This window comes from Opitutia bacterium KCR 482 (assembly GCA_029269845.2).
Taxonomy (GTDB): Bacteria; Verrucomicrobiota; Verrucomicrobiia; order Opitutales; family Intestinicryptomonadaceae; genus Merdousia.
Window position 1 is genome coordinate 1,765,485 of sequence record CP149973.1, and the last position, 24,200, is coordinate 1,789,684.

Sequence of the window (24,200 nt, forward strand, 5' to 3'; positions counted from 1 at the left end):
AATATTGCGGTTAAATGTGTTTTATTGTAACGAGTGTAAGGTCGTCGGCGTATGTCGAATTTTTCATGAAGCGTTCGACGTCGGCGATGATTTCGTTGTTGATGTCGGCGGCGTTTTTCGCGGCGACCGCCGAGACCTCCTCGGCGAGTTTTGCGGTTGTGTATTCGTTTCCGTCGGGGTCTGCTGCTTCGGTTATGCCGTCTGTGTATAGTGTGAAGATGTCGCCGCGGGCGAAGTCGAACGAGACGTCCTCCATCGTTTCGTCGAAGATGTCGGGCGCGACCATGCCGAGCGCCATTCCGCCGCTTCTGATTTTTTCGGTTTTCCCCGTGGCGGCGCGGTAGAGCAGGGCGGGTTCGTGCCCCGCGCGGGCGAGCGTGATTTTCGACGCGTTCGAGTCAATCACTGCGTAGACCATCGAGATAAACATGTCGGAGCGCATTGCCACCACCATTTCGGCGTTGAGCTTTCTGAGCGTGTCGGACGGCGACGCGCTTCCCCTCGCGATGTACCGCAGTTTTGTCTGGCAAATCGCCATGATAATCGCCGCCGAAACTCCCTTGCCCGACACGTCGCCCACGACTATTCCGAGCTTGCCGTCGGGCAGTTCGATGAAGTCGTAGAAGTCGCCGCCGATGAGCTGTTGCGGGAAGTATTTCACCGCGAATTCGAGGTTTTCCGTATTGGCGAGCTTTGCGGGCAGAAGGTATTGCTGCACGCCGCTTGCGAGGCGGAGGTCGAACTCCATTTTGTTTTTGAGGATTAGCGCGGAGACCGCCTCTATGTTGTGGAGCGCAAGTCCCGCCTGTTCTCCGAGCGAGCGCGCGAGCGAGAAATCCGTCCGCGTGAACGAGCAGCCCGAAATCGGGTTCGCCACCGCGAGCACTCCGTAGAGTTTGCCCGAAAATATCACGGGCACGGCAATCAGGCTGCGGATTTTCAGCGATTCGTCTTCGTGTTTTATTGCGCGCGTGTCCTTTTCTGCGCGTTTTACCAAAATTCCGCGTTTTTCCGCCGCCACGCGCCCGACTATTCCGCTGTTCGGCGCAAGAATTTCCTCCGCGAGCGCGTCCTCCAAAAATTTTGAGCGCAGAATGTCCGACTTCTGTTTGGGGATTTTTTTCGACTGCGGCGGGAACAGCCCCTCCGTCGCCATCGCTTTGAGTTGTCCGTCGGGGAGTTTTTCGTAGAGGCATGCGCTCATTGCCCCGCACGAAAGCGCGGTTGCACGCACAATGCGTTTGTAGAGGTTCGACTTATAGTGCGACGGTTCGCCCGCGCTGCCGATGTCCTCCGCCGTCTTGTGTAGGAATTCTATGACGACGTCGGTTTCCTCGCGCTGCCTGTCGATTTCCTCCCTCGCGCGGAAGTATTCGCGCCGCCAGTAAAGCCCCAGCCCGAACGACACCAGCGCGACCGCCGCGCAGAGAAAAATTGTTTCGGGCGACTCCATCACGCCTTGTTTTCCTTTTTCAAGAAGCTTATTACGTCCTCGAATTTCGCTAGGTTTGCGGCGTCGGCGTCAACGAGGTTTTGGTGCGCGTCGAGAATCGCCGAGGTCGGCGCGGACGCCGACGGCAGGGTGTCGCCGAGGTTCGCGTCAATCGAGCCGTCCGAGATTTTTACGAGCCTTGCTATTCCGAGGTTTTCCACGAGTTCGCGGTTGCGTTCGTTGAGGTTGAGCAGCAGCAGTTCGCCGTCCGACTTTTTGAGTTTCAACGCCACACCCGCAATCATTCCCAGAAACGTGCTGTCCATGCCCGTGCATTTTTCGAGCTGGACAAGCACTTTCGTACAGCCCTTTTCGACCGCCGACGCGAAGAATTCCCCCGCGCTTCGGCAGTTCAGATAGCCAGCCTTTCCCGCAACCGCCAGCATTGCGGTTTTGCCGCAAATTCTAACGAGATATTTTGTTTCTTCACCCATAGTGATTTGAGCGGAAAAGACCGATTATTTGTTAAGGATTTTTTTCAGGACGTATGGCAGAATGCCCGCCTCCTTATAGAAATCCACTTCAATCGGCGTGTCCACGCGCAGGAGCAGTTCGGCGGTTTTCACCGAGCCGTCGGGCTTCGTTATTTTGAGCGTCGCCTTTGCGGCGGGCTTGATTTCGCCATCTATCGTGAACGTTTCCGTTCCGTCTATTCCCAGCGACGCAGCGTCTTCGCCGTTTGTGAATTCGTAGGGCAGAACTCCCATTCCCACGAGATTGCTGCGGTGGATTCTTTCGAAAGACTTCGCCACAACCGCCCTCACTCCGAGCAGCTTCGTTCCCTTTGCCGCCCAGTCGCGCGAGCTTCCCATGCCGTAGTCTATTCCGCCGAAAACAATCAGCCCTTCGCCGCGCTTGCGGTATTCCTCCGCCGCGTCGAAGATTGACACGTTTTCGCCCGCGCCGTCGATTTTCGTGTAGCCGCCTTCGACGCCGCCCGCCATTTTGTTTTTTATGCGGACGTTCGCGAAAGTGCCGCGCGTCATGACTCTGTCGTTGCCGCGTCTCGATCCGTAGGAGTTGAAGTCCTTTTGTTCCACGCCGTGTTCGCGCAGGTATTTGCCCGCGGGGCCGTCGGGGCGGATTGCGCCCGCGGGCGAGATGTGGTCGGTCGTGACCGAATCTCCGAGGATTGCGAGCGGGCGCAGGTTTTGCAGTCCCGCGATTTTCGGCGCGCCCATTGTGAACTCTTCGAAGAACGGCGGGTTCTGAATGTAGGTGCTGTCGGGATTCCACTTGTAGACGCTTCCCGCCGAGCTTTCGATTTTCTGCCAGCGGTCGGGCCCGCGCATGTCGGAGTAGCGTTTTTTGAACATCTCGCTCTTGACGTTCTTTGCGACCGTTTCGGCGACTTCGCGCGAGGACGGCCAAATGTCGGAGAGGTACACGTCTTTGCCGTCGGGCGTTTTTGCGAGCGGCTCCCTGTCGAAGTCGATGTCGATTCTGCCTGCGATTGCGAACGCCACGACGAGCGGCGGGCTCATGAGGTAGTTCGCTTTGAGGAGCGCGTGCACGCGCGCTTCGAAGTTTCTGTTGCCCGAAAGCACGCTTGCGCATGCGAGGTCGTTTGCCTTTACCGCTTCGGAAATTTCGTCGTCAATCGGCCCCGAGTTGCCTATGCAGGTTGCGCAGCCGTAGCCCGCGAGGTTGAAGCCGAGCATGTCGAGGTACTTTTGAAGCCCCGCCGATTCGAGATAGTCGGACACCACGCGCGAGCCGGGGGCGATTGTGGTCTTGACGTATTTCGGCGGCTTGATTCCGAGTTCCGCCGCCTTTTTAGCCACAAGACCCGCCGCTACCATAACAGAGGGGTTCGACGTGTTTGTGCAGCTTGTTATCGCCGCGATGAGCACGCTGCCGTCGCCGATTTTGCCTTTCGAGGTTTCGGCTTCTGCGGACTTTTTGCCTTTTGTTTCGGCGATGAAAGTTTCGAACGATTTTTTGACGTCGGCAAGCTCGATTCTGTCCTGCGGGCGCTTCGGGCCCGCGATTGCGGGCTTCACTTTCGAGAGGTCAAGTTCGAGCGTTTTTGTGTAGTCGCACTCGCCTTTGAGCGGTATGCCGAAGATTCCCTGTTCCTTGAAGTAGTCGCGGACGAGCGCGATTTGCTTTTCGCTTCTGCCGCTCAGGCGCAGGTATTCGAGCGTCGTTTCGTCAACGGGGAAGTAGCCCATTGTCGCGCCGTATTCGGGAGCCATGTTGGCGATTGTCGTTCTGTCGGCAAGAGACAGCTTTCTTGCGCCTTCGCCGAAGAATTCCACGAATTTGCCCACGACCTTTTCCTTTCTGAGCATTTGCGTAACGAACAGCGCGAGGTCCGTCGCCATGACGCCCTCCGCCAGTTCGCCCGAAACGTGCACGCCCACAACTTCGGGCACTTTGAAGTACACGGGCTGTCCGAGCATGCCCGCTTCCGCCTCGATTCCGCCGACGCCCCAGCCTACGACGCCAAGCCCGTTAATCATCGTTGTGTGCGAGTCCGTGCCTACGAGCGTGTCGGGGTAGAAGATTGTTTCGCCGTCCTCTTTGCCCTCAAAGACGAGCCGCGCAAGGTACTCCATGTTGATTTGGTGGATAATGCCCGTCGAGGGCGGCACGACCGAAAACGTCTTGAACGCCTGCTGCCCCCATTTGAGGAATTCGTATCTTTCGCGGTTGCGCTCGAACTCCTTTTCGAGGTTCTTTTCGAAAGCTTCGGGGACTCCCGCGCAGTCCATCTGCACCGAGTGGTCGACGACCAAGTCCACGGGCACGAGCGGCTCGACCACCGCGGGGTCTTTGCCCTGTTTTGCGGCGGCGTCGCGCATTGCCGCGAGGTCTACGAGCAGCGGAACGCCGGTGAAGTCCTGCAAAACGATTCTCGAAACAACGAATGGTACTTCGTAGTCGCCGGGGTTTGCCGCGTTCCACGCCGCGAGCTTTTTGACGTCGGCTTCCGTGGCGCGGTTGCCGTCGCAGTTTCTGAGCACGCTTTCGAGCACAATCTTTATGCCCACGGGCAGTCTCGACACGTCGAAGCCCGATTTTTCAAGCTCTTTGAGGCTGTATATATAACCCTTTGCGCCGCCTTCTTCCGACGCAAACTTTTTCAGTGTATTGAGCGGATTTTTCATGTATAAAATTCCTCTAATCTTCGTTTTTTTCGGCGTCCTCAATCTCGACCGTGCATTCCCCGACGAGCTTGTCTTCGACGGTGTCGATTCTGATACGCATGCGCTGTTCCTTCAAGTAGAGACGTTCGCCTTTTTCGGGGAATCTGCCAAGCAAAAAAGTAATCAAACCGCCGAAAGTGGAGACTTCGTCGGTATCGAAATCTACGTCGAGAAAGTCCTCCACGCTTCTGAGTGTGGCGCGTCCGCGCACGAGGTATTTTTTGCGTCCGAGGGCCTTGATGTCGCTTGTGCGCGAGCGGTCGAACTCGTCGCGGATTTTCCCGACAAGCTCTCCGAGCGCGGCGTCGAGCGTAAGCACCCCGATGACCCCGCCGAATTCGTCCTCCACCAGAGCCATGTGCAGCCTGTATTTCAGAAGCTTTGCGAGCGCGCTTTCGAGCTTGTCGTTCTCCCTCACGCGGAACGTCTCGCGGCGGATTTTCATGAAGTCTATCGCGTCGGGGTTCGCCACGCCGCCGTTTATGAAAATGTCCTTGATGTGGACAATCCCGAAGCAGTTGTCGAGGTCGTCCTTGCAGAGCGGGTAGCGCGTGTGGTTCGACTCCGTCGCCCGCGCGACGTTTTCGGCGTTCGAGCATTCGGTGTCGAGGTACACAACCTGGCTTCGCGGCAGCATTACGTCGCTTGCGTCAAGCTCCTGCAATTTGAAGGCGTTTTTTACGATTTTCCCCGTGTAGGGCGTGATTGCCTCCGCGTCGTTTTCTTCGGCGCGGAGCATCATTTCAACGTCGATGTAGTCGAAGCCGACTTCGAGGTCTTTGAGCTTTTTCGGCAGGAGTCTTGCCCCCAGTCGTCTCGACAGGAATTCGAAAGGCAGAAAAACCGCGAACGCAGCGTACATTGCGCCCCCGAGTTTCGCCATCGTCTTTTCGGGGAAGTTGCGCCCCAGCCGCATTGCGGGAATGTCGAACACCGCGTACTGCACGAACAGCACCGCCAACGCAGCCGCCACCGCGATTGCCGCGCCCGAAAACGTGGAGGGGCGAGCTCCGCAGACAAGCTCGTCCATTCCGTCCGCCGCGAAGTACGCCATGACCGTGCCCACAGCGAACAGAAACCTGCGGCCGAGCGAGACGACCGACGCCGTCTTTTCGGAGTTCAGCACGCAGTACTTCGCCGCGCCCGAAAGCTTGGGCTTTTCGGGCTTGTTGAGGTTCGCGAATTTGTACGCCGCCACCGCAACCGACGCCGCCGCGAGGCACGAGCCCGCCGCCGTCGCCGCCAGCGCAAGCGACGCGCACAACGCTATCTGCCAGACGGGCGACATTCTATTTTGCGAATTTCGAAAGTTCGTCTATGCAGCGCTCGTTCTGTTCGGGCTTGCCGATTGTGATTCGCAGCCATTCGGGCAGTCCGTAGCCGACGTTCGGGCGCACGATTACCCCGCGCTTTTGCATCTGCACAAACACGTCGGGCGCGTTTTCCACTTTTACCATTACGAAATTCGCGCCGTCCGAATAGTATTCGAAGCCTAGCCTTTCGAAAGCCTCCACAAACTGCTTTCTGCCCGCGTTGTTCACGCGCCTGCTTTCCTCCACAAATTCGGTGTCGTCGAGAGCCGCCAGCGCGCCTACCTGCGCAAGGCTGTTTACGTTGAAGGGCTCGCGCACTCTGTTGATGTAGCCCGCAAGCTCTTCCGACGAGTACGAGTAGCCTATTCTAAGCCCCGCCAAGCCGTAGATTTTCGAGAACGTGCGCAGGCAGATTACATTGCGGCCCTCCGCGATGAGCGGGCGCAAGTCAACCTGTTCGTCCTGATATTCCGTGTAGGCTTCGTCGTAGCAGAACACGACGTGTTCGGGGAGAGAGCGCACAAAGTTTTCCACTTCCGACTGCTTCACGACGCAGCCCGTGGGGTTGTTGGGGTTTGTCATGAAAACGATTTTCGTTTTGTCGCTCACGGCGTCGCGCAGGGCGTCGAGGTCGTATTTTAGGTTGGGCATGGGCACGGCGACGCATTTGCCGCCCATGAAAATGGTCGCCAGTTTGTAGACGATGAACGACTGCGCGCCGAAGACGGTTTCGTCGCCCCTGTCCACAAAGCACTGCGCTATGAATTCGAGAAGCTCGTTCGAGCCGTTTCCGAAAGCGAACTGCGAGGGTTGCAAGCCCCACTTTTTTGCGAGTTTCTGGCGCAGCTCGTAGCAGCCGCCGTCGGGGTAGTAGTTGAGCGTTTCGAGGTGCTTTGATACCGCCGCGACCGCCTTGGGCGACGGGCCGAGGGGGTTTTCGTTGGACGCCATTTTCAAAATTCCGTCGGGGTCAAGCCCGAACTCCCGCGCGACGTATTCGATTGGTTTTCCCGTTTCGTAAACGGGCAGGTTTTTGATTTGCGATTTTACCGTATTTTCAAGCTTCATGATAACTCTATAAATAATCTCCTTTAACTATGTATATAGCCACGGCTTTTGCAAGGCAGATATTGCGCTATTTTCACCGCGGCGGCGTTTCGGGCGCGTCCGCGCCTTCCGCAAAAAACGCGTTCGGCGCAATTCAAACGGAGGCGAATCGGCTCAAAATATGGCGAATTTACCCGAAATACGGCTCACGGTGAGCCGAAAAGCCTCAAAAAACTTGACATTTTGAGCTGAAAACCGATTTTTAGTGTATGTCGATTTTAGATGAAATCTTAGGGTTTCTCCACTACAATCCCGATTCTACAAGGTCGGAGATAGCGGAAAACCTCGCAAACCCGCCGAGTCCTTCGAGCATGAAGCGTCTTTTGTCGGACGCCGTAGAAAACGGCATGATTGCTATTGACGGGCGCGGGCGGGCGTCGCGCTATAGCATAACGCCGAAAGCCCACCTGTTGCGCACCTACGACGTAGACGAGTATTTCAAAAAGGAAATCGACGAGCGCACGGTTCAGACGTCGTTCAACTTCGATTTGCTCGAAAACCTTTTGCCCAAAGTGGAGCTTTTCAGCGGCGACGAAATGCGCCGTCTCGACGCCCTGCAACGGAAGTTCACGGAGAACATTTCGAAAATTTCGGCGGACTCCTACAACGCGGAAATGGAGCGGCTCGGCATAGATTTGAGCTGGAAGTCGTCTCAAATAGAGGGCAACACGTATTCGCTTTTGGAGACCGAGCGGCTTTTGCGCGAGCGCAAGCAGGCGGACGGGAAAAGCCGCGAAGAGGCTATCATGCTTTTAAACCACAAAGAGGCGCTGCGCTTTCTTCTCGAAAATCCCGACTATTTGCAGTCGCTTTCCGTAAGCCGAATCGAAGACGTGCACAGCATTCTTGTGCGCGACTTGAACGTAGAGCGCAATATCCGCAGGAGCAGGGTGGGAATCACCGGCACGAATTACAGACCGCTCGACAACGACTTCCAGATAAGGAAGGCGATGGAGCTTGCGTGCAATCTGATAAACGGGCGCAAAAACGTTTTCGAAAGGTCGATGTTGTCGGTTTTGCTGCTGTCGTATATCCAGCCGTTTGCGGACGGCAACAAGCGCACTTCGCGGATTGTGGGCAACGCTGTTTTGATTGCCGAAAAATGCTGTCCGCTGTCGTTTAGAAGCGTCGATTCGCTCAAATACAAGGAGGCGGTTCTGGTGTTCTATGAGCAAAACAACATAAGCGCGTTCAAAAAAATATTCATCGACCAGTACGATTTTGCCGTGAACACTTATTTTTGAGTTCCCCCCGATTTTTCAGCAAAGGCAAAATATGTTTGCGTGTCGGGGTTTGCGTGCCAAACTGTACTCAACTAACAAAGGTTTTTTTATGCTGATTTTCTGTACGGGCGCGACTGGGCTTGTCGGCTACAATTTCATAAAGGCGGCGTCGGAGGCGGGGCACCGCGTCGTTGCGGTTTCGCATTCGCACGGGCTTCCGCAGTTCAAGGGGGTCGAACAAATGAAAATCGACCTCGCCGACACCGCGGCTGTTCAACGCGCGGTTCTCGACGCGTTCCCCGAAATGGTCGTAAACTGCGCGGCGATTTCAAGCCCCGCAGACGTGGACGCAAAGCCCGAACTCGCCGAGAAAATGAACACGGTGCTCCCCGAAACTTTGGCGATCCTCGCCAAGCACGTCAACGCGCGCCTGATTCACATTTCGACCGACATGGTTTTCGACGGCTCGTGCCCGCCCTACAAAAATACCGACGTTCCCATGCCAGCAACCCTCTACGGCACAACGAAGCTCATGGCGGAAAAGCGGGTTCTGAAAATCTGCGCGCCGTCGAGCGTCGTGTTGCGCCTAAGCCACGTCAGCGGAAACAGCCTCACTACAAAACGCTCGCTGCACGAAAAGCTTTTGCGCTCTTGGGCGGCGGGAAAGCCCGTATCGGCGCGGACGGACGAAATCAAGTGCCCGCTTTCCGCGTCGAGGCTCGCCGACCTGCTTTGCGAGCTTTGCGAACGCCCGAACGTCAGCGGCATTTACCACTACGCGGGGCTTGAACCCGTCAGCCGCTACGACATGGCCGCGCGCATCGCAAAGCACTTCGGGCTTGACCCGCAAAAATACGTCGTGCCGACAACGGGCGACAGGCGCGTAGATTTGACCATGGACATGTCGTGCCTTGCCGCCCGCGTGAAAACGCGCTCGTGCATGTTCGACGAACTTTTCGACGAAATGCGCGTGCCCGCCGACGTCGAAGACTGGCTCAAAGCCGAGGGAAAGCTGCCCGTCAAACGCTTCAAACTGTGATGGCGCGTGATTCGAAAACGTCGGCGTTGTCGGGGCTTTTTGCGGCTTTCGCGCTTCTTGCGTTCTCCGCGTGTTTTGCGCGGGCGGAGGTGTCGGCGCAAAACCTTTCGGGCGCGGCTTTGAAGCCGCTTGCGGAGTCTTTCCGCGCGGGGCTTGCAAAGTGCGGCGCAAAGTCGGGCGCGGTTTGCGCGGCGGCTCGCGGGCGGATAATTTTCGGCGCGGATTTTTCGGAGGGAAGCGGGCGCGTCTACCCGCTCGGAAACACGTCCCAGCCTCTGCTTTCGCTTATGCTGGCGGCGATGGAATCCGACGGAGAATTGGCGGCGGACTGGCGCGTCGCGCGGCACTGCTCGTATTTCAAGCCCGCCGACAGCCCCGCGACTTTCGACGACCTTCTCTCCATGCGGGCGGGCTTCGAGCCTTACGCCGATTCGCTCGTTCCGCCCGACGCCGACGCGTTCGAATTTTTCGGAATCGCAGCCCAGTTGCCCCGCGCCGCAAACGGTTTCTTCGCGAGGTCGCGAGCAAGCGCGGCTTTGGCGGGCTACGCAATGGCGTATGTTTCCGACAAGAAATCGCGCAATCTGAAAAAGGCGTTCGCCGCGTGCGCAAAAAAATACCTCTTCGAGCCGCTTGAATTTTCGTCGCCGCGCTTCGCGTCTTTCGACAAGCCCGACTTCCCCGCGACCGCGTTCGCGCTGACCGTTCCCGACTGCGCAAAATGGCTCGAATGCGAAACCGCCGACAGCCCGAAAATCGCGACCCGCGCCGCGCTGGACTCTCGCCGCAACCCTCGCGATTCCGACTGCAAATTCGGCGGCGGCTGGACTTCCTCGACCGAATGCGGCGTCTCGTTCCGCGTGTCGGCGGACTACTTCGAGGGCTGCGCGAACGTCGTTGCGGTGTTCCCCGCCGAGCGCGTCGCGGTGGCGTTTTTCGCCGCCTCGCGCGACGCAAAGGGCGCGGCGAAACTCTGCGCCGACTCGCTTTCGCAATTCGTAAAAATTCTTTCAAACGCACAATGAAAACCGACTTTTTTAAATCAGTTCTGCTCTTCGTTTCCGCCGCTTTCGCGCTTCCGGCGTTCGGCTCTTTGAAATTCGCGTTCGTTGCTCCCGACGCCCTCACGCCGCAAAATGCCGCCGTCTTCAACGGCATGCGCGACGCGTTTGCGGAGCTTCAATCGCGCTACGGAAAAACCTTCGAGGTCGAGTACATCGACGCCCGCCTCTCCGCCGAAAACCAGGCAAAACAGCTCGGCGGGGCGTATATAGGCGGCTTTGCGGGCGCGGTCGTTCTGCCCGTAGAATGCGCGAAGCCGCTTTCCGAAAAAATTTCCGCGCTGGCGGACAGGGGCTTTCCCGTAGCGCTCGTAGGCTCGGACATGCCCGAATCGAAACGCCTGTGCTTTGTAGGCGACGACCGCGACTCTTTCGGGAAAATTCTTTCCGGGCTTATCGCCGAGCTTTCGCGCGGAAAAAAATTCTCGCTTTTCTGCTATTTCAGGGGCGCGCCGTCCGCCGACATTCCGCCGACCGACACCGCCGAAATCTCCGCGCTTTTGGGCGGCGCAATGCCGCTCGACGCGTACAAAGAGGCGGTTTCGAAATACAATCCCAAGCTTGTCTCCGCCGACTACTACTCGGTTTACGCGCGGCAAAATTCCGTGGAAATCATGCGGCGCGACGACTACGGCGAGCTGTTTTTCAGCCCCTATTTGCTCGCCGACATGCAGCCCATTAAGCGCGATTCCGACAGGCTTTTCGCTGTTTGCGTAGGCGCGGTTCCGCAGCTTGAACGCTATCTTGCCGACTCCTCCGTCAACGCGTGCGTTTTCGGCGACTACTACGGCTGGGGCTATTTTGCGGCGCGCGCACTCGCGGAAAAGGCGGTCGGGAAAAGCAATCCCGAAAAAGAAGTGCGCTTGTTGAAGCCGCTCGTTGCGACCCCAAAAAATCTCAACTCATTCATCTCAGATTGGAAACGCTGGATAAAGTAGGCGCGTTAGACGGCGCGTGAAAGCACTTCCCTAAGGGCGTTTCCCTGTACGCCCAGACCGCTCGCGTACGAAAGTACGCCACGCGCCCTGTGCGCACAGGAAAGCCACCCTTATGAAAGCACTTTGACGCGCCTAACAAGTGAGTGCTATCGCACGAAGATTTTTAGAGTGCGCTGGGATAAAAGCGGGGTGGGGCGGTAGGCGGAGAATTTGCGTTTGCGGATTTTCGTTTTTTTTATCCGCGCAAAGCGCGTCTATTTAATTAGTTTCTGTCTGATATTCGTCAATTTCAATTCCAGTAATTGCCAACGGCAATACGAACTAAAACAGAAAAGGCGCGGTTATAGCCGCGCCGCATAATCACAGAAAGGAGCGAAGCTCCGACGAGTGGCGCGGCTCGCGTCTGAAATAAGGCTTGCATAATGGAGGTGTGGTGTTAAGGTTTTGGATAAAAGTACAGTTTATGAAAAAATTTGCGTATATAACGATGATGGTAGCGTCGGCGGTGTCGGCGTTTGGTCAGGCCGATGTTGAGTCGTCTTCGGCGTCGGTTGCGTCAACGCTTGCGGGCGGCGCGTCGGCGGTTCGCGACATTGCTCCCGAGATGTCGCTGTCGCTTTTGAGCGTGTCGGCGTCGGTTGGGTACGAATCGCAGTACATGTTCCGCGGCGAGAAGTTCGCGGGGCATTCAATCCAGCCGAAAGTAGAGTTTGCATACCCCGTGTACGGCTTCGACATCTACGCGGGCGCGTGGGCTAACACCCCCGTTGAGGGCAACAAGGGCGGGCTTACGGAAATCGACATTTACGGCGGCGTGAATTACTATTATAAGTCGATGCGCCTCGATGTCGGGTATATCCTCTACTACTATCCCGACTCCGACCAGACCCATAACAAGCTTTCGCGCGACATGGAAGTTTACGTCGGCGGCGCGTTCGACACCTCCGCATACCTCGACGGAATCAACCTCAACCCCTCCGCGTACTATTTCTACAACTGGATTCTCAAACAGCAGGTTGTCGAAATCTCGCTTTCGTACAGCATTCCCGTTGGCGAGCAGCTGCTCGACGACGCGCGTTTCACGCTTCCCGTCAGCGTCTACGGCGGCTACTTGACGTCGGGCAGAAAGAACGGCGACAACGGCAGCCCCGACAGCGGCGTTTCCTATTTCTACTGGGGCGTCAGCGGCGACATCGCTTTCGCCATTACCGACTATTGCACAATCAGCGGCGGTATCCGCTATTCGATGCGCGAGGGCGGCAACGAGGGCGACCCCGTAGACCACTACCCCTTGCAGGGCAGGGAAAACAACCTCTGGTTCGGCGGCAAAGTCGATTTCGGCTTCTAAGCCGACATTCCGCGCTTGCGGAGTCGGGTTTGCATTCTTTCAATACACGGCGCGGTTTTTCGACCGCGCTTTTTTTGCGTAATTTTTCCCGAATAAAAATCCCTCCACGCGCCAAATAAAAGCCCGCATGTTTTGCGGGCTTTGACGCTATGCGCTTTGCAAAAACACTGAACGCGCGGGCGCAAAAAAAGGCGCGGAATTTCCGCGCCTTTTTGTTTTTTGAAATGTCGGGGAAATTAGGCGTTGAGAGCCGCCGTTGCCTCTTCCGCGTTCTTGCGGATAGCCGCCCAGTCGCGCTCGTTGATGAGCTTTGCGGGGGCAATCCACGAACCGCCGATTGCAGCCACCAGCGGCGACGAAAGGTATTCGCCCATGTTCGCAAGCTTCAAGCCGCCGAGGGGAATGAAGCTTACGCCGAGGTGCTTGTAGGGGGCAGCCATGCTTTCGAGGTGCTTCATGCCGCCTGTCGTGCCCGCGGGGAAGTACTTCATGAGCGTGCAGCCGTGTTCGAGCGACTGCTCGATTTCGCTGGGCGTCATGATTCCGGGGGCGAAGGGCAGACCCGCCTTTTGCGCGGCGTCAATCACGCGGACGTTGCAGCCGGGGCTTACGGCGAAATCCGCGCCGCGCCTCTTGGCTTCCTCCGCCTGTTCGGGCGTCAAAACCGTGCCGATGCCGAGCATGATTTTCTGCGCCTTTTCGACAATCGCCGACGCGCATTCGAACGCGTTGGGCGTGCGGAGCGTAAGCTCGATTGCCTTGATGCCGCCGTCGGCGAGGGCGTTTGCCAAATCGACGGCGTCGTTTTTGTCGTTTACGCTAAGAACCGCGACAATGCGCGCTTCCCTTACTTTTTCAGCCAAAGTTTTCATGTCGTCGAGCTTGGCGCATTCTCATTCGATTGCAAATTAAATTTTGCGCCAATTTGCGGATTCCCGCGATTTTTTTTGCCGCGCCCGATTTGCGCCGCGCAAAGGCTTGGCTTCCACACGCGGAATGCGCGGCGTCGGCGGGGCATGCGGCTGATTTTGAAAACGCGGAATCTGCTTGCCGCACGCGCGGAGTCGGCTTCGCGGGCGCGGGCGTTTAGCGTTCCCCGCCGTTGCGGACGCCCGACTTGAAAGCTTCGAATTTTTGCGTGTCGAAAATAATGTCGATTGCGCCGATTTTGTCCGCGGGGAAGCCAGCCGGCGCGAGCACGTTTTCGAGGACGTATTTTTTCAGCGAAACTTCGGCGTCGATTCTCGCGCGGAGCATGTTTTGCGCGCTTTTGGAACGCTCGGCGAGGTACTGCGGGAACTCGCTTTTTTTTGTACTCGGCGATTTTCGCGTTGACGCCGTCGGAAATCGAGCTTTCGCGGACGTCGCATTTGATTTCGGAGTACTTGACGGGCGTTTCGCATTCGAGCGCGTCGAAGTAGAACGCGAAGCGCAGCATGCCGTCGTCCGACTTGCTCGTGTCGAATTTCAGCCCTCTGAACGGAATGTAGTACTGGTAGTGCGCCACCGCCTCCATTTGCAGAGAGCCCGAAAGAAATTTGAATTTGGAGAAGTCCGCCCTGATTTTCACGCGCTCGTCGATGCCTGCCACAACGTATTTGTTTTCGGGGCTTGCGCCCAGAAATTCGGTCTCGTAGCTTACGGTTGCCTTCGGGGCGGCGGCGAGCGATTTTTGTATAGACTGCGCGGCGTCCGACAACGCGCTTTTTGCCGCATTGTAGGCGTCGTCCGCCGTTTGGTTCAGGGCGGAGCAGCCGCGGAAAACGAGCGCGGAGGCAACGAACGCCGCGACGAACGTAAAGCAGAGCACGGCGCACGAAATTTTGCGCCTTAAATTGAGCTTTTTATTTTTGCGCCTGCGGGGCGCAGCGGGAGAGTCTGGCAAGTCCGCGCCCGACGTTTCGCGGCTTTCCGAAACGCCTGCGTTTTTCGGGCTTGCGTTGTCCGTCTCCATTTTTTCGGCGGCTTATCGAAGCGCGGCGTTTGCCGCGGCGATTAGAGCCGCGCCGTTTTTGAAAAATTCCGTTCCCGCAACGACCGTGTCGCAGCCGCGTTTCACGCATTCGCCGACGTTTTCGGCGGTGATTCCGCCGTCGATTTCAATGCGGTACGAGAGTTTCAGCTCGTCGCGCAGAGCCGCAAGGCGCGAGATTTTGTCGAGCGCGACGGGGTTGAACTTTTGCCCGCCGAAGCCTGGCTGCACGCTCATCACAAGCACCATGTCAACGCGCGGCAGGTAGGGGATTGCCTCCCCGATTTCGGTTTTCGGGTTTATGACGACGCCGAGCTTTTTGCCCGCCGTGTGGATATTGTCGAGCGTCGCCGCAACGGGGTAGTCAGGCTCGACGTGGATTGTAATCATGTCCGCGCCCGCTTCGGCGAACGCGTCGATGTACAGGTGCGGGTTGTCGAGCATGAGATGGACGTCGTAGAACATTTCGGGGCGGCGTTTTTTTAGCGCCTTCACGACCCCTGGTCCGAACGAAAGGTTCGGCACAAAGTGTCCGTCCATCACGTCGACGTGAACCCATTTCAGACCCGCCGCCGCTATTTTTTCGACCGATTCGCCGAGCGCGGCGTGGTCGCCGCCGAGAATCGACGGGGCTATTTCGAGAGAGTTTACCATATTCCTATAACAGCGTCCTTGATTTTTCCGCCAAGTTCGCGCATGAGCACGGGCATGTTCTGGTATTCCGCGCCCAGCGTGCCGTTGGCGGCTTCGGGGTAAATCATCGCGCGCGCGCGCACTTTCCTGTTTTTGAAAACGACGTCGCCGTTGGAGCGCACGAGCGTGCATTCGGCGACAGCCTCCATTGCGTAGGACGCCGCGAGCGCGGTATCGTCTTCGCGCGTGGCGACCGGCTTGCGCTCGTATGATACGATTGTCGTGGAGAGCGTCGCCTGCGCGTCGCCCGCGAGCGCGGTTTTGAGGTTTGGCGTGCGGTTTATCGCGTTCGAAATTTCGTTTGTGAGCAGGTTCGACGCCTGCGCCGCATAGGAGTCGTTCCTGACGGGCTTGACGTAGACCGACTTGAACGGAAGCTCCGTGGGAGTCCCCGCAAGCCTGTAATTTGCGCAGCCAGCCGCGAAAAGCGCGAGCGCGGAAAGCGTGAGGAGTGTGGCGAGTTTTTTCATGTCTATTCCGCTTTTTCGATTTCGTCGGAGGTCCACTGGCGGAAGCCGTCTTCGAAGAGGAAGTCGTCGAGCGGTTCGCCGAAAATCGGGGCAAGCCCCTCGTAGGTTTTTGTCTTTCCGTCGGCGTCGGTCTCCTGATAGACCGCCGCTCCGGGGGTTGCGAGGAAGTCTTCGACCGACATCGTTTCGAACTGTTCGTTGTCGAGTTTCGCGATTTGCGTTTCGTCGTCGAACTGGTCGATAGTGGGCTTTTCGTACCTGCCCCAGAACCAGTCGTAGGGGGTCATCGGCGCGAGAATGCCGTCCTTGATTTTTTTCAGCTGCGCGCGCGCCTCCTCCGCGGCGGGGCTGTCGGGCGCAAGGGTGATTGTCTCGTTGTAGAAAATCGACGCCGCGACGTGGTTGTTGCGGTAGTAGTAGTAGAAATCGCCCATGACGAGGCGGCTGCGGGCGTAGGTGTCGCGCATTTTGTCGAGCCCCTCTTCGGCTTTCGAGACGCCCGCCTCTTTGGGGAAGAGAATGAGGTAGTCCTGATAAAAGCTGATTGCATTCTTTGTGGGCGACTGGTCGTATTCGGGGCCCGCCACCATGCCGCGGTAGACTTTCGCCATCTGCATGTAGGCGTCGGGCGCGAACATGCTTTGCGGGTAGTTGTTGATGAGCCTGTCGAGCGCGTCGAATGCGACTTCGGGGGTGTCCTCCTGCTCGGCGATGAGGGATATGTTCATCAGGGAAATCGGGGCGTAGTCGCTGTAAGGGGCGTTTTTGACGACGCCCTCGTAGATTTTGATTGCGTCGTTGTAGTTTGTGAACCACGGAAACCAGCCCCAGAGATAGGGGGTTGCGCCGCTTTGGATAATCGAGGCTACGTTGTATTCCTCGCCGATGATTCTGTTGAATTTGGGGTAGTCGGGATAGCGTTTCACGACTTCCTGCAAAGATTCGAACGCGTCCATGAACTGCCCGCGCTTTGTGTAGACGAGCGACATTTGGTAGTACGCTTCGGGCGCGAAAATGGAGTCGGGATACTGCGTGATGATTGTTTTGTAGTAGGAGAGGGCGACCCTGTTTTCGCCGTCCTCCTGCGCCCGCTTGCCCTCGTTCATGGCTTGGAGCGCGTTCGAGACCGTTTTCGCCTCGCCGAGGACGTTTGCTATTACGCCGCCCTGAACCTCCCAGCCTTTTTCGGCGTTCCAGACGAGGTCGGCATTCGCCGTCCCCGCCGCCGCAAGCGACAGCGCGACCGCCGCCGATTTGATGTATTCGCTAATTCTCATTTTGCGCCGATTCAATATCATAATTGCGAAAATGGCAACAGAAATATCCCGCCGAAATTTTCACGCGCGGGGGTGGTTCAGGCGGTGTTCCTCCACGAGTTTGCGCGTGCCGAGGTGCGTGTAGATTTGCGTCGTCGAAAGGCTTGCGTGTCCGAGCATCTCCTGCAACGAGCGCAGGTCTATACCCGCGTTCACAAGGTGCGTGGCGAACGAGTGCCGCAGTTTGTGCGGCGTGATGTCCGACGGCAGCATTGTCTCGGCCAGGTATTTTTTTATCATGCGCTGGACGTAGCGCGGGTACAGCGGCTTCCCGCTTTCGAGCGTTATGGCGGGCGCGTCGCGCTCCGTCGATTTTGCGAATTCGCTCCGCCAGAGCCTCAGCACCTCGCCTGCCTTTTCGCCGAACGGGCAGAAGCGCACTTTCGAGCCTTTGCCCAGTATCCTCGCCGAGTTCGTGGAAAAATCCACGTCTCCCCATTTGAGGTTGCAGAGTTCGCTTACGCGCAGTCCCGCGCCGTAGAGCAGTTCGAGGCACAGGGCGTCGCGCACCGCCTCCTCTTTGCTCTCGCGCCCGTCGGCTTCGTCAACGCGCGGTGCGGAAAGCAATGACGGCATTGCGCTTTCCGACAAAAACACGGGCAGCCCCTTCTCCTTTTTCGGAAGCCGCACGAGCGAAAACGGGTCGGCTTCCGCGCTTTGCGAGCGTATCAAATATTTGTAGAACGAGCGTATCGCGGAAATCCTGTTGTGGATTGTTGAGCGCGAGTACTCCATTCCGAGTTTTGCGACGTACGCGCGGGCGGTTTTTTTGTCCGCCATGCGGAAGTCTCCGCCCGCGTAGTCCGTTTCCGCAAGCCAAGAAATCCAGTCGGCGACCGCCTCGCGGTAGTTGCGGACTGTGTATTTGGAGTACCTCCGCTGGTTCGAAATCATGAACACGAATTCGTCAAGCTCGCGCGGGGCGGCTTTTGCGGGGGCGGTTTCTCGGTTTTTCTCCATTACATTCCGAAGAACGCGCTTGCGATATTCGCAAAGTACGAGTCCACCCAAGTTTTCAGAAACACGAAATAGAGAAGCCCGCCGCACGCAAGCCACGGGCCGAACGGAATTGCGAGCGGGTCGGCTTCCGATCCGTCGGCGAATTTTTTGCGCGGCGCGGATTTTTTCGAAAAGACGCGCTTTGTCGCGACAATCGGAATCATCGTCAACGCCCCGATTATCGACCCTCCGAAGATTGCAAAAATTGCGCCCTGCCAGCCGCAGAATGCGCCTATGCAGCCAATCAGAATGACGTCTCCCTCGCCCATCGCCTCTTTTTTGAAAACGCACTCGCCGAGCGTCCTTACCCAGTAGAGCACGCCCGAACCGACCGCGATTCCGACCGCCGACTTTATCCCGGACGCCACGACCGACGCCGCGAAAGGCGCGTCCTCTATCAGCGTTCCGTGGATTTGCGGCATCATAAGCGACAGCGCAAAGCCCGCCGCCGTCCCGCCGATTGTCGCGAAGTCCGGCAGCATCATGTGGTCTATGTCGACAAACGCGCAGAAAACCATAATCGCGGCAAATACCATTCCCGCGAACGCCGCGTAGGGCGTCGCCGTCGTCCACAGCGCGAGGAAGATTGCAGCCGTCAGCGTCTCGACAAACGGGTAGCGGAACGAAATCCTGCGCCCGCAGCACCGCGCCCTTCCGCGCAACAGAAACCAGCCGACAATCGGGAGGTTGTCGAACCACCTAATCGGCTTCCCGCACGCGCAGTGCGACGGCGGGCTTACTATCGATTCGCCCTTGGGGATTCTGTAAATGCACACGTTCAGAAAACTGCCGACGCACGCGCCGAGGCAGAAAAAAAACGCGTCGAAAATTTCGGGAAACTGCGCGTTGATTTCAGCGATGTCCATACAGGTTCTCCTTTATTGTTTCGAGCATGAACGCGCCCATGAGCGGCGCGCCCGTCCAGATTGAAAGCGATTTCGCCCCCTGCCACGCGAGCATCGCAAGCCCGTTTTCGGCGGGGATTCCGTTTGCGCGCGCGGCGAGCACCGACGGCGTTTCGCCGTTGCGGCGGTAGGGCATGTCGAGGAACGCGCAGTCGGGCGGGATTTTCGAGAAGTCCACAACGGGACTGTCGTCCGCATTAAGCCCCACCGACGTCGCGTTTACGACGATTGCCCGCGGCGGAATTTTTGCCTCTATTCCCGCGAGCGACGCCGTTTTTATTTCGAAATTTTCCATGCTTAAATCATCGGCAAATTTTTTCAGGCGTTCGGGATTTCTGTTCGCCACAAGGAGCGATTTGCAGCCCGCCGCGATTATCGCCGCCGCCGCTCCGCGAGCCGCGCCGCCCGCGCCGAGCAGCACCGCGTCGGCGTTTGCAAAGCCGCGCCCGAACGCGTGTTCGACCGCCGCCGACACGCCGAATCCGTCGGTGTTGAAGCCTTTCCAGCCGCGCGGCGTGCGCAGAAGCGTGTTGCACGCCTTGGCGTTTTCCGCGCTTGCGTCGAAGTCGTTTACGACGCGCATTGCAATCTCTTTGTGGGGGATTGTCAGGTTGATTCCGGCAAAGTTTTTCCGCCAAAAAACGTCGAGCGTCTCGGCGAGTTTTTCAGGCTCCACTTCGAACGCGAAGTATTTTGCGCCGTCGAGCTCCGCGTTCGTTTTTGCGACTTTCGCAAGCGCGGCGTTTTGCATGAGCGGGCTTAGCGAGTGCCCTATCGGCTTGCCGAAGACCGCAAAAAACGGCGGCTTCGAATTTTCCGAGCGTCCGGCGAACGCGCCCTCCGAGAGGTTCGAAACATGCAGAACTTCCGCCATATTACAAAGAGTAGTCGCGCGCGCCGAACAGGAATGTTCCCACGCGGATTATTGTGGAGCCGCATTCCACGGCGCGTTCGAGGTCGCCGCTCATGCCCATCGAGAGTTCGGGAAGCGCCACCGAAAAGCTTTTTTCGAGCGCGTCGCGGAGGTTTCGGAGGTTTTCGAAACAGCGCGTGGCTGTGTCCAAATTGGAGTCGAGCGGTGCGATTGCCATCAGCCCCTCGACCTTTATGTTTTCGAGCGCAAGCGCGGCGTCGAGCAGCGCGGGGGCTTCCTCCGTGTCCGCGCCGAATTTTGCGGGGTCGCGCCCCGAATTTATTTGCAGGAGCACGCGCATTTTTTTGCCGAGCTTTGCGCATTCGGCGTCGATTTTTTTCAGCAGTTTTTCGGAGTCCGCGCTCTGGATTCTGTCGACGCGCCCGACGGCGTGCTTTACCTTGTTTGTTTGGAGGTGTCCGATAAGCTCCCACTCTATTTTCAGGGCGCGGCCGCGCTCCGAGTCGAACTTTTCCATGACTTCCTGAACGCGGTTTTCGCCGACCGCCCCGAACCCGTAGCGCGCCGAGTATTCTACGGCGTCCACGGGGTGCGTTTTTGTGACGGGCAGTATTTTCACGTCGGCGGGATTGCGCCCGCAGGCGGCGCACGCGTTTTCGACGCGTTCAAGAAGTCTGCGGCAGTTGCCGCAAAATTCTTCGTATGCAATCATTGTATTACTTGTTTTTCTTGTTGTCGATGCTTGCGGCGATTAGGCGTTTGCCGAATTTCCACAGCGAGCCGGTCGGGTTTGCCGCCTCCGTGAGAGTTTCGTCGAACGCCTTTACGAACCTGTCCACTTCCCTTTCCGTTATGATAAACGGCGGAAGCAGTTTCACGGCGTGGACTTCGTGGCTTGTAACCTGCGTTATGATTTTGTAGTTGTCCATAAGCGACGTTACAATCATCTGCGTGAAGAGCGAATTATTCGCGGCTTTCAATGCTTTCCACGCCGCCTTTTGCAGAAGCCCTTTCGGCTCCTGAAATTCTATTGCAATCATAAGCCCCAGCCCGCGCACTTCCCTGATGTACGAGTGTTTCTCTTTGAGGGCTTCGAGCTTCTGTTTGAGCAGCGCGCCCATTTTTGCGCAGTTTTCGACCATTCCGTCCTTTTCGAGAACGTCGATTGTCGCCAAGCCCGCGACCATTGCGAGGTTGTTTCTGCCGAAAGTCGTGGAGTGTTTTACGCAGTTTTCGAGCGGCGAGAAGACGCTCTGGTGGATTTCCCTTGTGGTGATGAATGCCGCGCACGGAACGTAGCCGCCGCTGAGCGCCTTCGCCATCGTGACGATGTCGGGCTCTAGCCCCCAGTGCTGGTATGCGAACATTTTGCCCGTCCTGCCGAAGCCCGTCTGCACTTCGTCCATGATGAAGAGCGCGCCGTATTTGCGGCAGAGTTCCTGCGCCTTCGGGAAGAAGCCGTCGGGCGGAATGTCGACGCCGTGCCCGATGACGGGTTCGGAGATGAACGCGGCGACGTTGCCCTCTTTGAGTTTCGCTTCGAGGTCTGCGAGGTCGGCGAATCCGATTTTGTCGGTGTCGGGCAGGAACGGGCCGAAGCCGTCCCTGAAATGCGGCGTGTGGGTTATCGACATCGAGCCGTATGTCAGCCCGTGGTAGCAGCCGTCCATCGAAATTATGCGCGGACGTTTTGTGTGGGCGCGGGCGAATTTTATCGCGCCTTCGTTTGCTTCGGTTCCGGAGTTGCAGAAGAAGACGGCGGAGAGTTTGTTGTTGTGCAGTTTTACGATTCTCTCCGCGAGCAGGCCGCTGAGCAACGCGCAGTCGAGCTGTACCATGTTCGACAAATCCATGTCGATTGCGTCCTTGATTGCCTTGCCGATTACGGGGTTGTTGCGCCCCATTCCGAACACGCCGTAGCCCGATATGAAGTCGAGATATTCGTTGCCGTCGGCGTCGTAGAGGTATGCGCCCTTGGCGCGTTTGTAGCACTTGTCGAACCCGATTGTTTTAAGCACGGTTGCGAGCGTTCGGTTGACGTATTTTTCGTGCAAATCGTAGTTCTGCCCGAAGCGCGAGTCTATCAATTCCTTTAAGTCGAAATCTTTCATTGATAAATTTTTTTTCCGCCTTAACTTTACCCCACACTATAAATACTTCAAACATTATTTCGATGGAAATTTTATCCTCATACTATGTGGTCGATTTCGACCCCTTCGCGCTCCGCTTTCCCGACGGCTGGTTTTTGGAGGGCGTAAGGTGGTACGGGCTTGCGTATCTGGCGGGCTTTGTAATCGCGCTTTGGCTGTTCAACCTCTATTATAAAAAGGGCAAAAGCCCGCTGTCGCCCGACGACAACGCGTCCCTCATTACCTATCTGCTCTTCGGCGTGATTCTCGGCGGACGCCTCGGCTACATGCTTTTCTACGATTTTTCGAACTTTGTGTCGAACCCGCTAATCGCGCTCCAAATCTGGAAGGGCGGAATGGCAAGCCACGGCGGATTCATCGGCGTGGTGCTTTCCATGGTATGTTTTGCGAGAACGAGGAAAGTCTCTTTCTGGAAAATCGCCGACATTGTCGCGACCGCGTGCACCCCGGGGATTTTCCTCGGCAGAATCGCAAACTTCGTCAACGGCGAGCTTTGGGGCAAGGTTTCCGACTTTCCGTGGGCGATGGTTTTCCCGCACTCCGCGCCCGCGGGCACGGCAATCGAAAACATCGCCGCCCGACACCCGTCGCAGCTCTACGAGGCGTTCGCGGAGGGGCTTTTCATCTTCCTGTTTTTGCAGTGGCGTTTCTGGCGCGGGAAAAACCTTTCCGACGGGCGCATAGCGGGCGAATTTCTTTCTGTCTACGCCGTGGTGCGCATAATCTGCGAGGTCTTCCGCGAGCCGGACTTCGGCGTAGAGCCTATTTTGGGGCTGAGCAGGGGCACGTTTTACTCCGCGCTGACGCTCGCGGCGGGGCTTGCCATAATTGCCTATTCCAAATTCCGCACTCCCGAAAAATAGCGCGTCGAGCTTTTATTGTTGCGTTCGGCGGGCGTTTTTTAACATACTTTTTTCAATTCAATGGGAACGATAAACAAATACATCTTCAAACAGGTCGCGATGGCGGCGTTGATGACCGTCGCGCTGTTTGTGTTCGTGCTCGTGCTCGGCAACGTCATAAAAGAGGTTATGGGCGAGCTCGCCGCGGGAAGGCTCAGCATTTCGTTCTTTCTGTATATCGTCGCGCTGATTATACCGGGAGTCATTCCCTACGCGCTTCCGCTCGGCATGCTCACGGGCATTCTGCTTGTGTTCGGCAGAATGTCGGCGCAAAGCGAGGTCGTGGCGATGAAGGCGTGCGGACGCTCCATTTACAGCATGGCGGCTCCCGTGTTCTTTCTGGCGATTTGCGCGTCGCTGTTTTCGGTGGCAATCAACTTCTACTACGCGCCCGCCGCCGACTACGCCTACAAGAGCGCGCTCAAAAACCTCGTCCGCGCAAACCCGCTCCAATTTATCCAACCAGGTTCGTTTATCCGCGACTTCCCCGGCTATGTAATCTACGCAAACTCCTCCGACGGCAACGAGCTTGTGAGCTTCCGCATTTGGGAGCTTGACAAACGGGGCAGGGCGCAGATTTCCATACAGTCGGAGCGCGGCGCGCTTTCGTACGACGACGCCCGCGACGAAATCGTGCTGACCCTCAAAAACGGCAGCGCGGAGCGCGCGAGGTCGGGCGACCCCGAAGACCTGCGCAAGCCCCTTCCGTCGGCGCGTTTCGACGAGCTTGTAATCAAGCTTCCGCTCAACGAGATTATCGGAACTATGGACAAGGGCAAAAAGCGGCTGAAAGTAATGACTTTCGGCGAGCTTCTCGACGCCCGCGAAACTTGGCACAGATTCCCGCCCGAACAGACCACGCCCGAACGCGCGTTCCACGACAAAATCGAGGTTCAGTTGCAGATTCAGAAAAATTTTGCGATGGCGTTTTCGATATTTTCGATGGTGGTGCTCGCCGTTCCGCTCGGAATAAAGGCAAGCAGAAGCGAGACTTTTGCGAACTTGGCGATAGCGCTGGCGTTGGCGATGAGCTACTACATGATGACGGTCGTGATTTCGTGGCTCGAAAAATACCCCGAAATGCGCCCCGACATTCTGATTTGGATACCCAATTTCATATTCCAAGCCGTAGGCACATACTTAATCTATCGGTCATCGCGCAACTAACGGCGCGTGAAAATACTTCCCTAAGGGCGTTTCCCTGTACGCCCAGACCGCTCGCGTACGATAAGTACGCCACGCGCAC

General features: G+C 57.2%; 22 protein-coding genes. 7 read left to right on the forward strand and 15 right to left on the reverse strand.

Going from position 1 to position 24,200, the window contains the following annotated elements:
• Positions 1–10: 10 nt before the first annotated feature.
• From P3B99_007510 to hisC, 5 genes are read right to left on the reverse strand one after another with little or no spacing between them, the layout of a single operon-like run.
• Positions 11–1,453 (reverse strand): SpoIIE family protein phosphatase, encoded by a 1,443-nt coding sequence (locus P3B99_007510; protein WYJ07047.1) that lies wholly within the window; start codon positions 1,451–1,453, stop codon positions 11–13.
• Entirely contained in the window at positions 1,453–1,926 is a 474-nt protein-coding gene (locus P3B99_007515; GenBank protein WYJ07048.1) for an STAS domain-containing protein, read from the reverse strand. Before P3B99_007515 ends, P3B99_007510 begins: the two co-directional genes overlap by 1 nt.
• Before the next feature lie 24 nt (positions 1,927–1,950).
• Entirely contained in the window at positions 1,951–4,605 is a 2,655-nt protein-coding gene (gene acnA, locus P3B99_007520) for an aconitate hydratase AcnA (protein ID WYJ07049.1), read from the reverse strand.
• 13 nt (positions 4,606–4,618) lie between these two features.
• The gene (locus P3B99_007525; GenBank protein ID WYJ07050.1) at positions 4,619–5,932 is read right to left on the reverse strand and encodes a transporter associated domain-containing protein; all 1,314 of its coding nucleotides are present in this window, start codon (positions 5,930–5,932) and stop codon (positions 4,619–4,621) included.
• Between the two features lies 1 nt (position 5,933).
• Complete coding sequence (gene hisC, locus P3B99_007530; GenBank protein ID WYJ07051.1) at positions 5,934–7,025, reverse strand: histidinol-phosphate transaminase; 1,092 nt, start codon at positions 7,023–7,025, stop codon at positions 5,934–5,936.
• Positions 7,026–7,273: 248 nt separating this feature from the next.
• Here hisC and P3B99_007535 point away from each other — a divergent pair, with 248 nt between their 5' ends.
• The 5 genes from P3B99_007535 to P3B99_007555 all read left to right on the forward strand — a co-directional run bounded on the left by P3B99_007535 (position 7,274) and on the right by P3B99_007555 (position 12,673).
• Complete coding sequence (locus P3B99_007535) at positions 7,274–8,308, forward strand: Fic family protein (protein WYJ07052.1); 1,035 nt, start codon at positions 7,274–7,276, stop codon at positions 8,306–8,308.
• Positions 8,309–8,396: 88 nt separating this feature from the next.
• A complete protein-coding gene (locus P3B99_007540) occupies positions 8,397–9,326 on the forward strand; it encodes an SDR family oxidoreductase (protein WYJ07053.1) in 930 nt (309 codons plus the stop codon).
• Positions 9,326–10,351 carry a serine hydrolase gene (locus P3B99_007545; GenBank protein ID WYJ07054.1) on the forward strand — a complete coding sequence of 342 codons (1,026 nt, stop codon included), beginning with the start codon at positions 9,326–9,328 and terminating at the stop codon, positions 10,349–10,351. Before P3B99_007540 ends, P3B99_007545 begins: the two co-directional genes overlap by 1 nt.
• Positions 10,348–11,325, forward strand: a complete 978-nt coding sequence (locus P3B99_007550; GenBank protein WYJ07055.1) for a substrate-binding domain-containing protein — start codon at positions 10,348–10,350, stop codon at positions 11,323–11,325. The genes P3B99_007545 and P3B99_007550 overlap by 4 nt, the downstream gene beginning before the upstream one ends.
• Positions 11,326–11,788: 463 nt before the next feature.
• A complete protein-coding gene (locus P3B99_007555) occupies positions 11,789–12,673 on the forward strand; it encodes a TorF family putative porin (GenBank protein WYJ07056.1) in 885 nt (294 codons plus the stop codon).
• A gap of 236 nt (positions 12,674–12,909) precedes the next feature.
• Here P3B99_007555 and eda read toward each other — a convergent pair whose 3' ends face one another.
• Genes eda through P3B99_007605 form a run of 10 tightly spaced genes read right to left on the reverse strand, consistent with a single transcriptional unit; the run spans position 12,910 to position 22,013 of the window.
• Complete coding sequence (gene eda, locus P3B99_007560) at positions 12,910–13,536, reverse strand: bifunctional 4-hydroxy-2-oxoglutarate aldolase/2-dehydro-3-deoxy-phosphogluconate aldolase (protein ID WYJ07057.1); 627 nt, start codon at positions 13,534–13,536, stop codon at positions 12,910–12,912.
• Between the two features lie 5 nt (positions 13,537–13,541).
• Entirely contained in the window at positions 13,542–14,627 is a 1,086-nt protein-coding gene (locus P3B99_007565) for a hypothetical protein (protein WYJ07058.1), read from the reverse strand.
• Between the two features lie 12 nt (positions 14,628–14,639).
• The gene (gene rpe / locus P3B99_007570; GenBank protein ID WYJ07059.1) at positions 14,640–15,299 is read right to left on the reverse strand and encodes a ribulose-phosphate 3-epimerase; all 660 of its coding nucleotides are present in this window, start codon (positions 15,297–15,299) and stop codon (positions 14,640–14,642) included.
• Positions 15,293–15,808, reverse strand: coding sequence for an LPS assembly lipoprotein LptE (gene lptE, locus P3B99_007575; protein ID WYJ07060.1), 516 nt, complete (start codon positions 15,806–15,808; stop codon positions 15,293–15,295). The genes rpe and lptE overlap by 7 nt, the downstream gene beginning before the upstream one ends.
• Positions 15,809–15,810: 2 nt before the next feature.
• Positions 15,811–17,085, reverse strand: coding sequence for a tetratricopeptide repeat protein (locus P3B99_007580; GenBank protein ID WYJ07061.1), 1,275 nt, complete (start codon positions 17,083–17,085; stop codon positions 15,811–15,813).
• A gap of 60 nt (positions 17,086–17,145) precedes the next feature.
• The gene (locus tag P3B99_007585) at positions 17,146–18,084 is read right to left on the reverse strand and encodes a tyrosine-type recombinase/integrase (protein ID WYJ07062.1); all 939 of its coding nucleotides are present in this window, start codon (positions 18,082–18,084) and stop codon (positions 17,146–17,148) included.
• The gene (locus P3B99_007590; protein ID WYJ07063.1) at positions 18,084–18,989 is read right to left on the reverse strand and encodes a prepilin peptidase; all 906 of its coding nucleotides are present in this window, start codon (positions 18,987–18,989) and stop codon (positions 18,084–18,086) included. The genes P3B99_007585 and P3B99_007590 overlap by 1 nt, the downstream gene beginning before the upstream one ends.
• Positions 18,976–19,902, reverse strand: a complete 927-nt coding sequence (locus P3B99_007595; protein ID WYJ07064.1) for a shikimate dehydrogenase — start codon at positions 19,900–19,902, stop codon at positions 18,976–18,978. The genes P3B99_007590 and P3B99_007595 overlap by 14 nt, the downstream gene beginning before the upstream one ends.
• A gap of 1 nt (position 19,903) precedes the next feature.
• The gene (locus P3B99_007600) at positions 19,904–20,614 is read right to left on the reverse strand and encodes a YggS family pyridoxal phosphate-dependent enzyme (protein ID WYJ07065.1); all 711 of its coding nucleotides are present in this window, start codon (positions 20,612–20,614) and stop codon (positions 19,904–19,906) included.
• A 4-nt stretch (positions 20,615–20,618) separates the two neighbouring features.
• Positions 20,619–22,013 (reverse strand): aspartate aminotransferase family protein, encoded by a 1,395-nt coding sequence (locus tag P3B99_007605; GenBank protein ID WYJ07066.1) that lies wholly within the window; start codon positions 22,011–22,013, stop codon positions 20,619–20,621.
• 62 nt (positions 22,014–22,075) lie between these two features.
• Here P3B99_007605 and lgt point away from each other — a divergent pair, with 62 nt between their 5' ends.
• Positions 22,076–22,915 (forward strand): prolipoprotein diacylglyceryl transferase, encoded by an 840-nt coding sequence (gene lgt / locus P3B99_007610; protein ID WYJ07067.1) that lies wholly within the window; start codon positions 22,076–22,078, stop codon positions 22,913–22,915.
• 60 nt (positions 22,916–22,975) lie between these two features.
• Entirely contained in the window at positions 22,976–24,121 is a 1,146-nt protein-coding gene (locus tag P3B99_007615; GenBank protein ID WYJ07068.1) for an LptF/LptG family permease, read from the forward strand.
• Positions 24,122–24,200 lie beyond the last annotated feature (79 nt).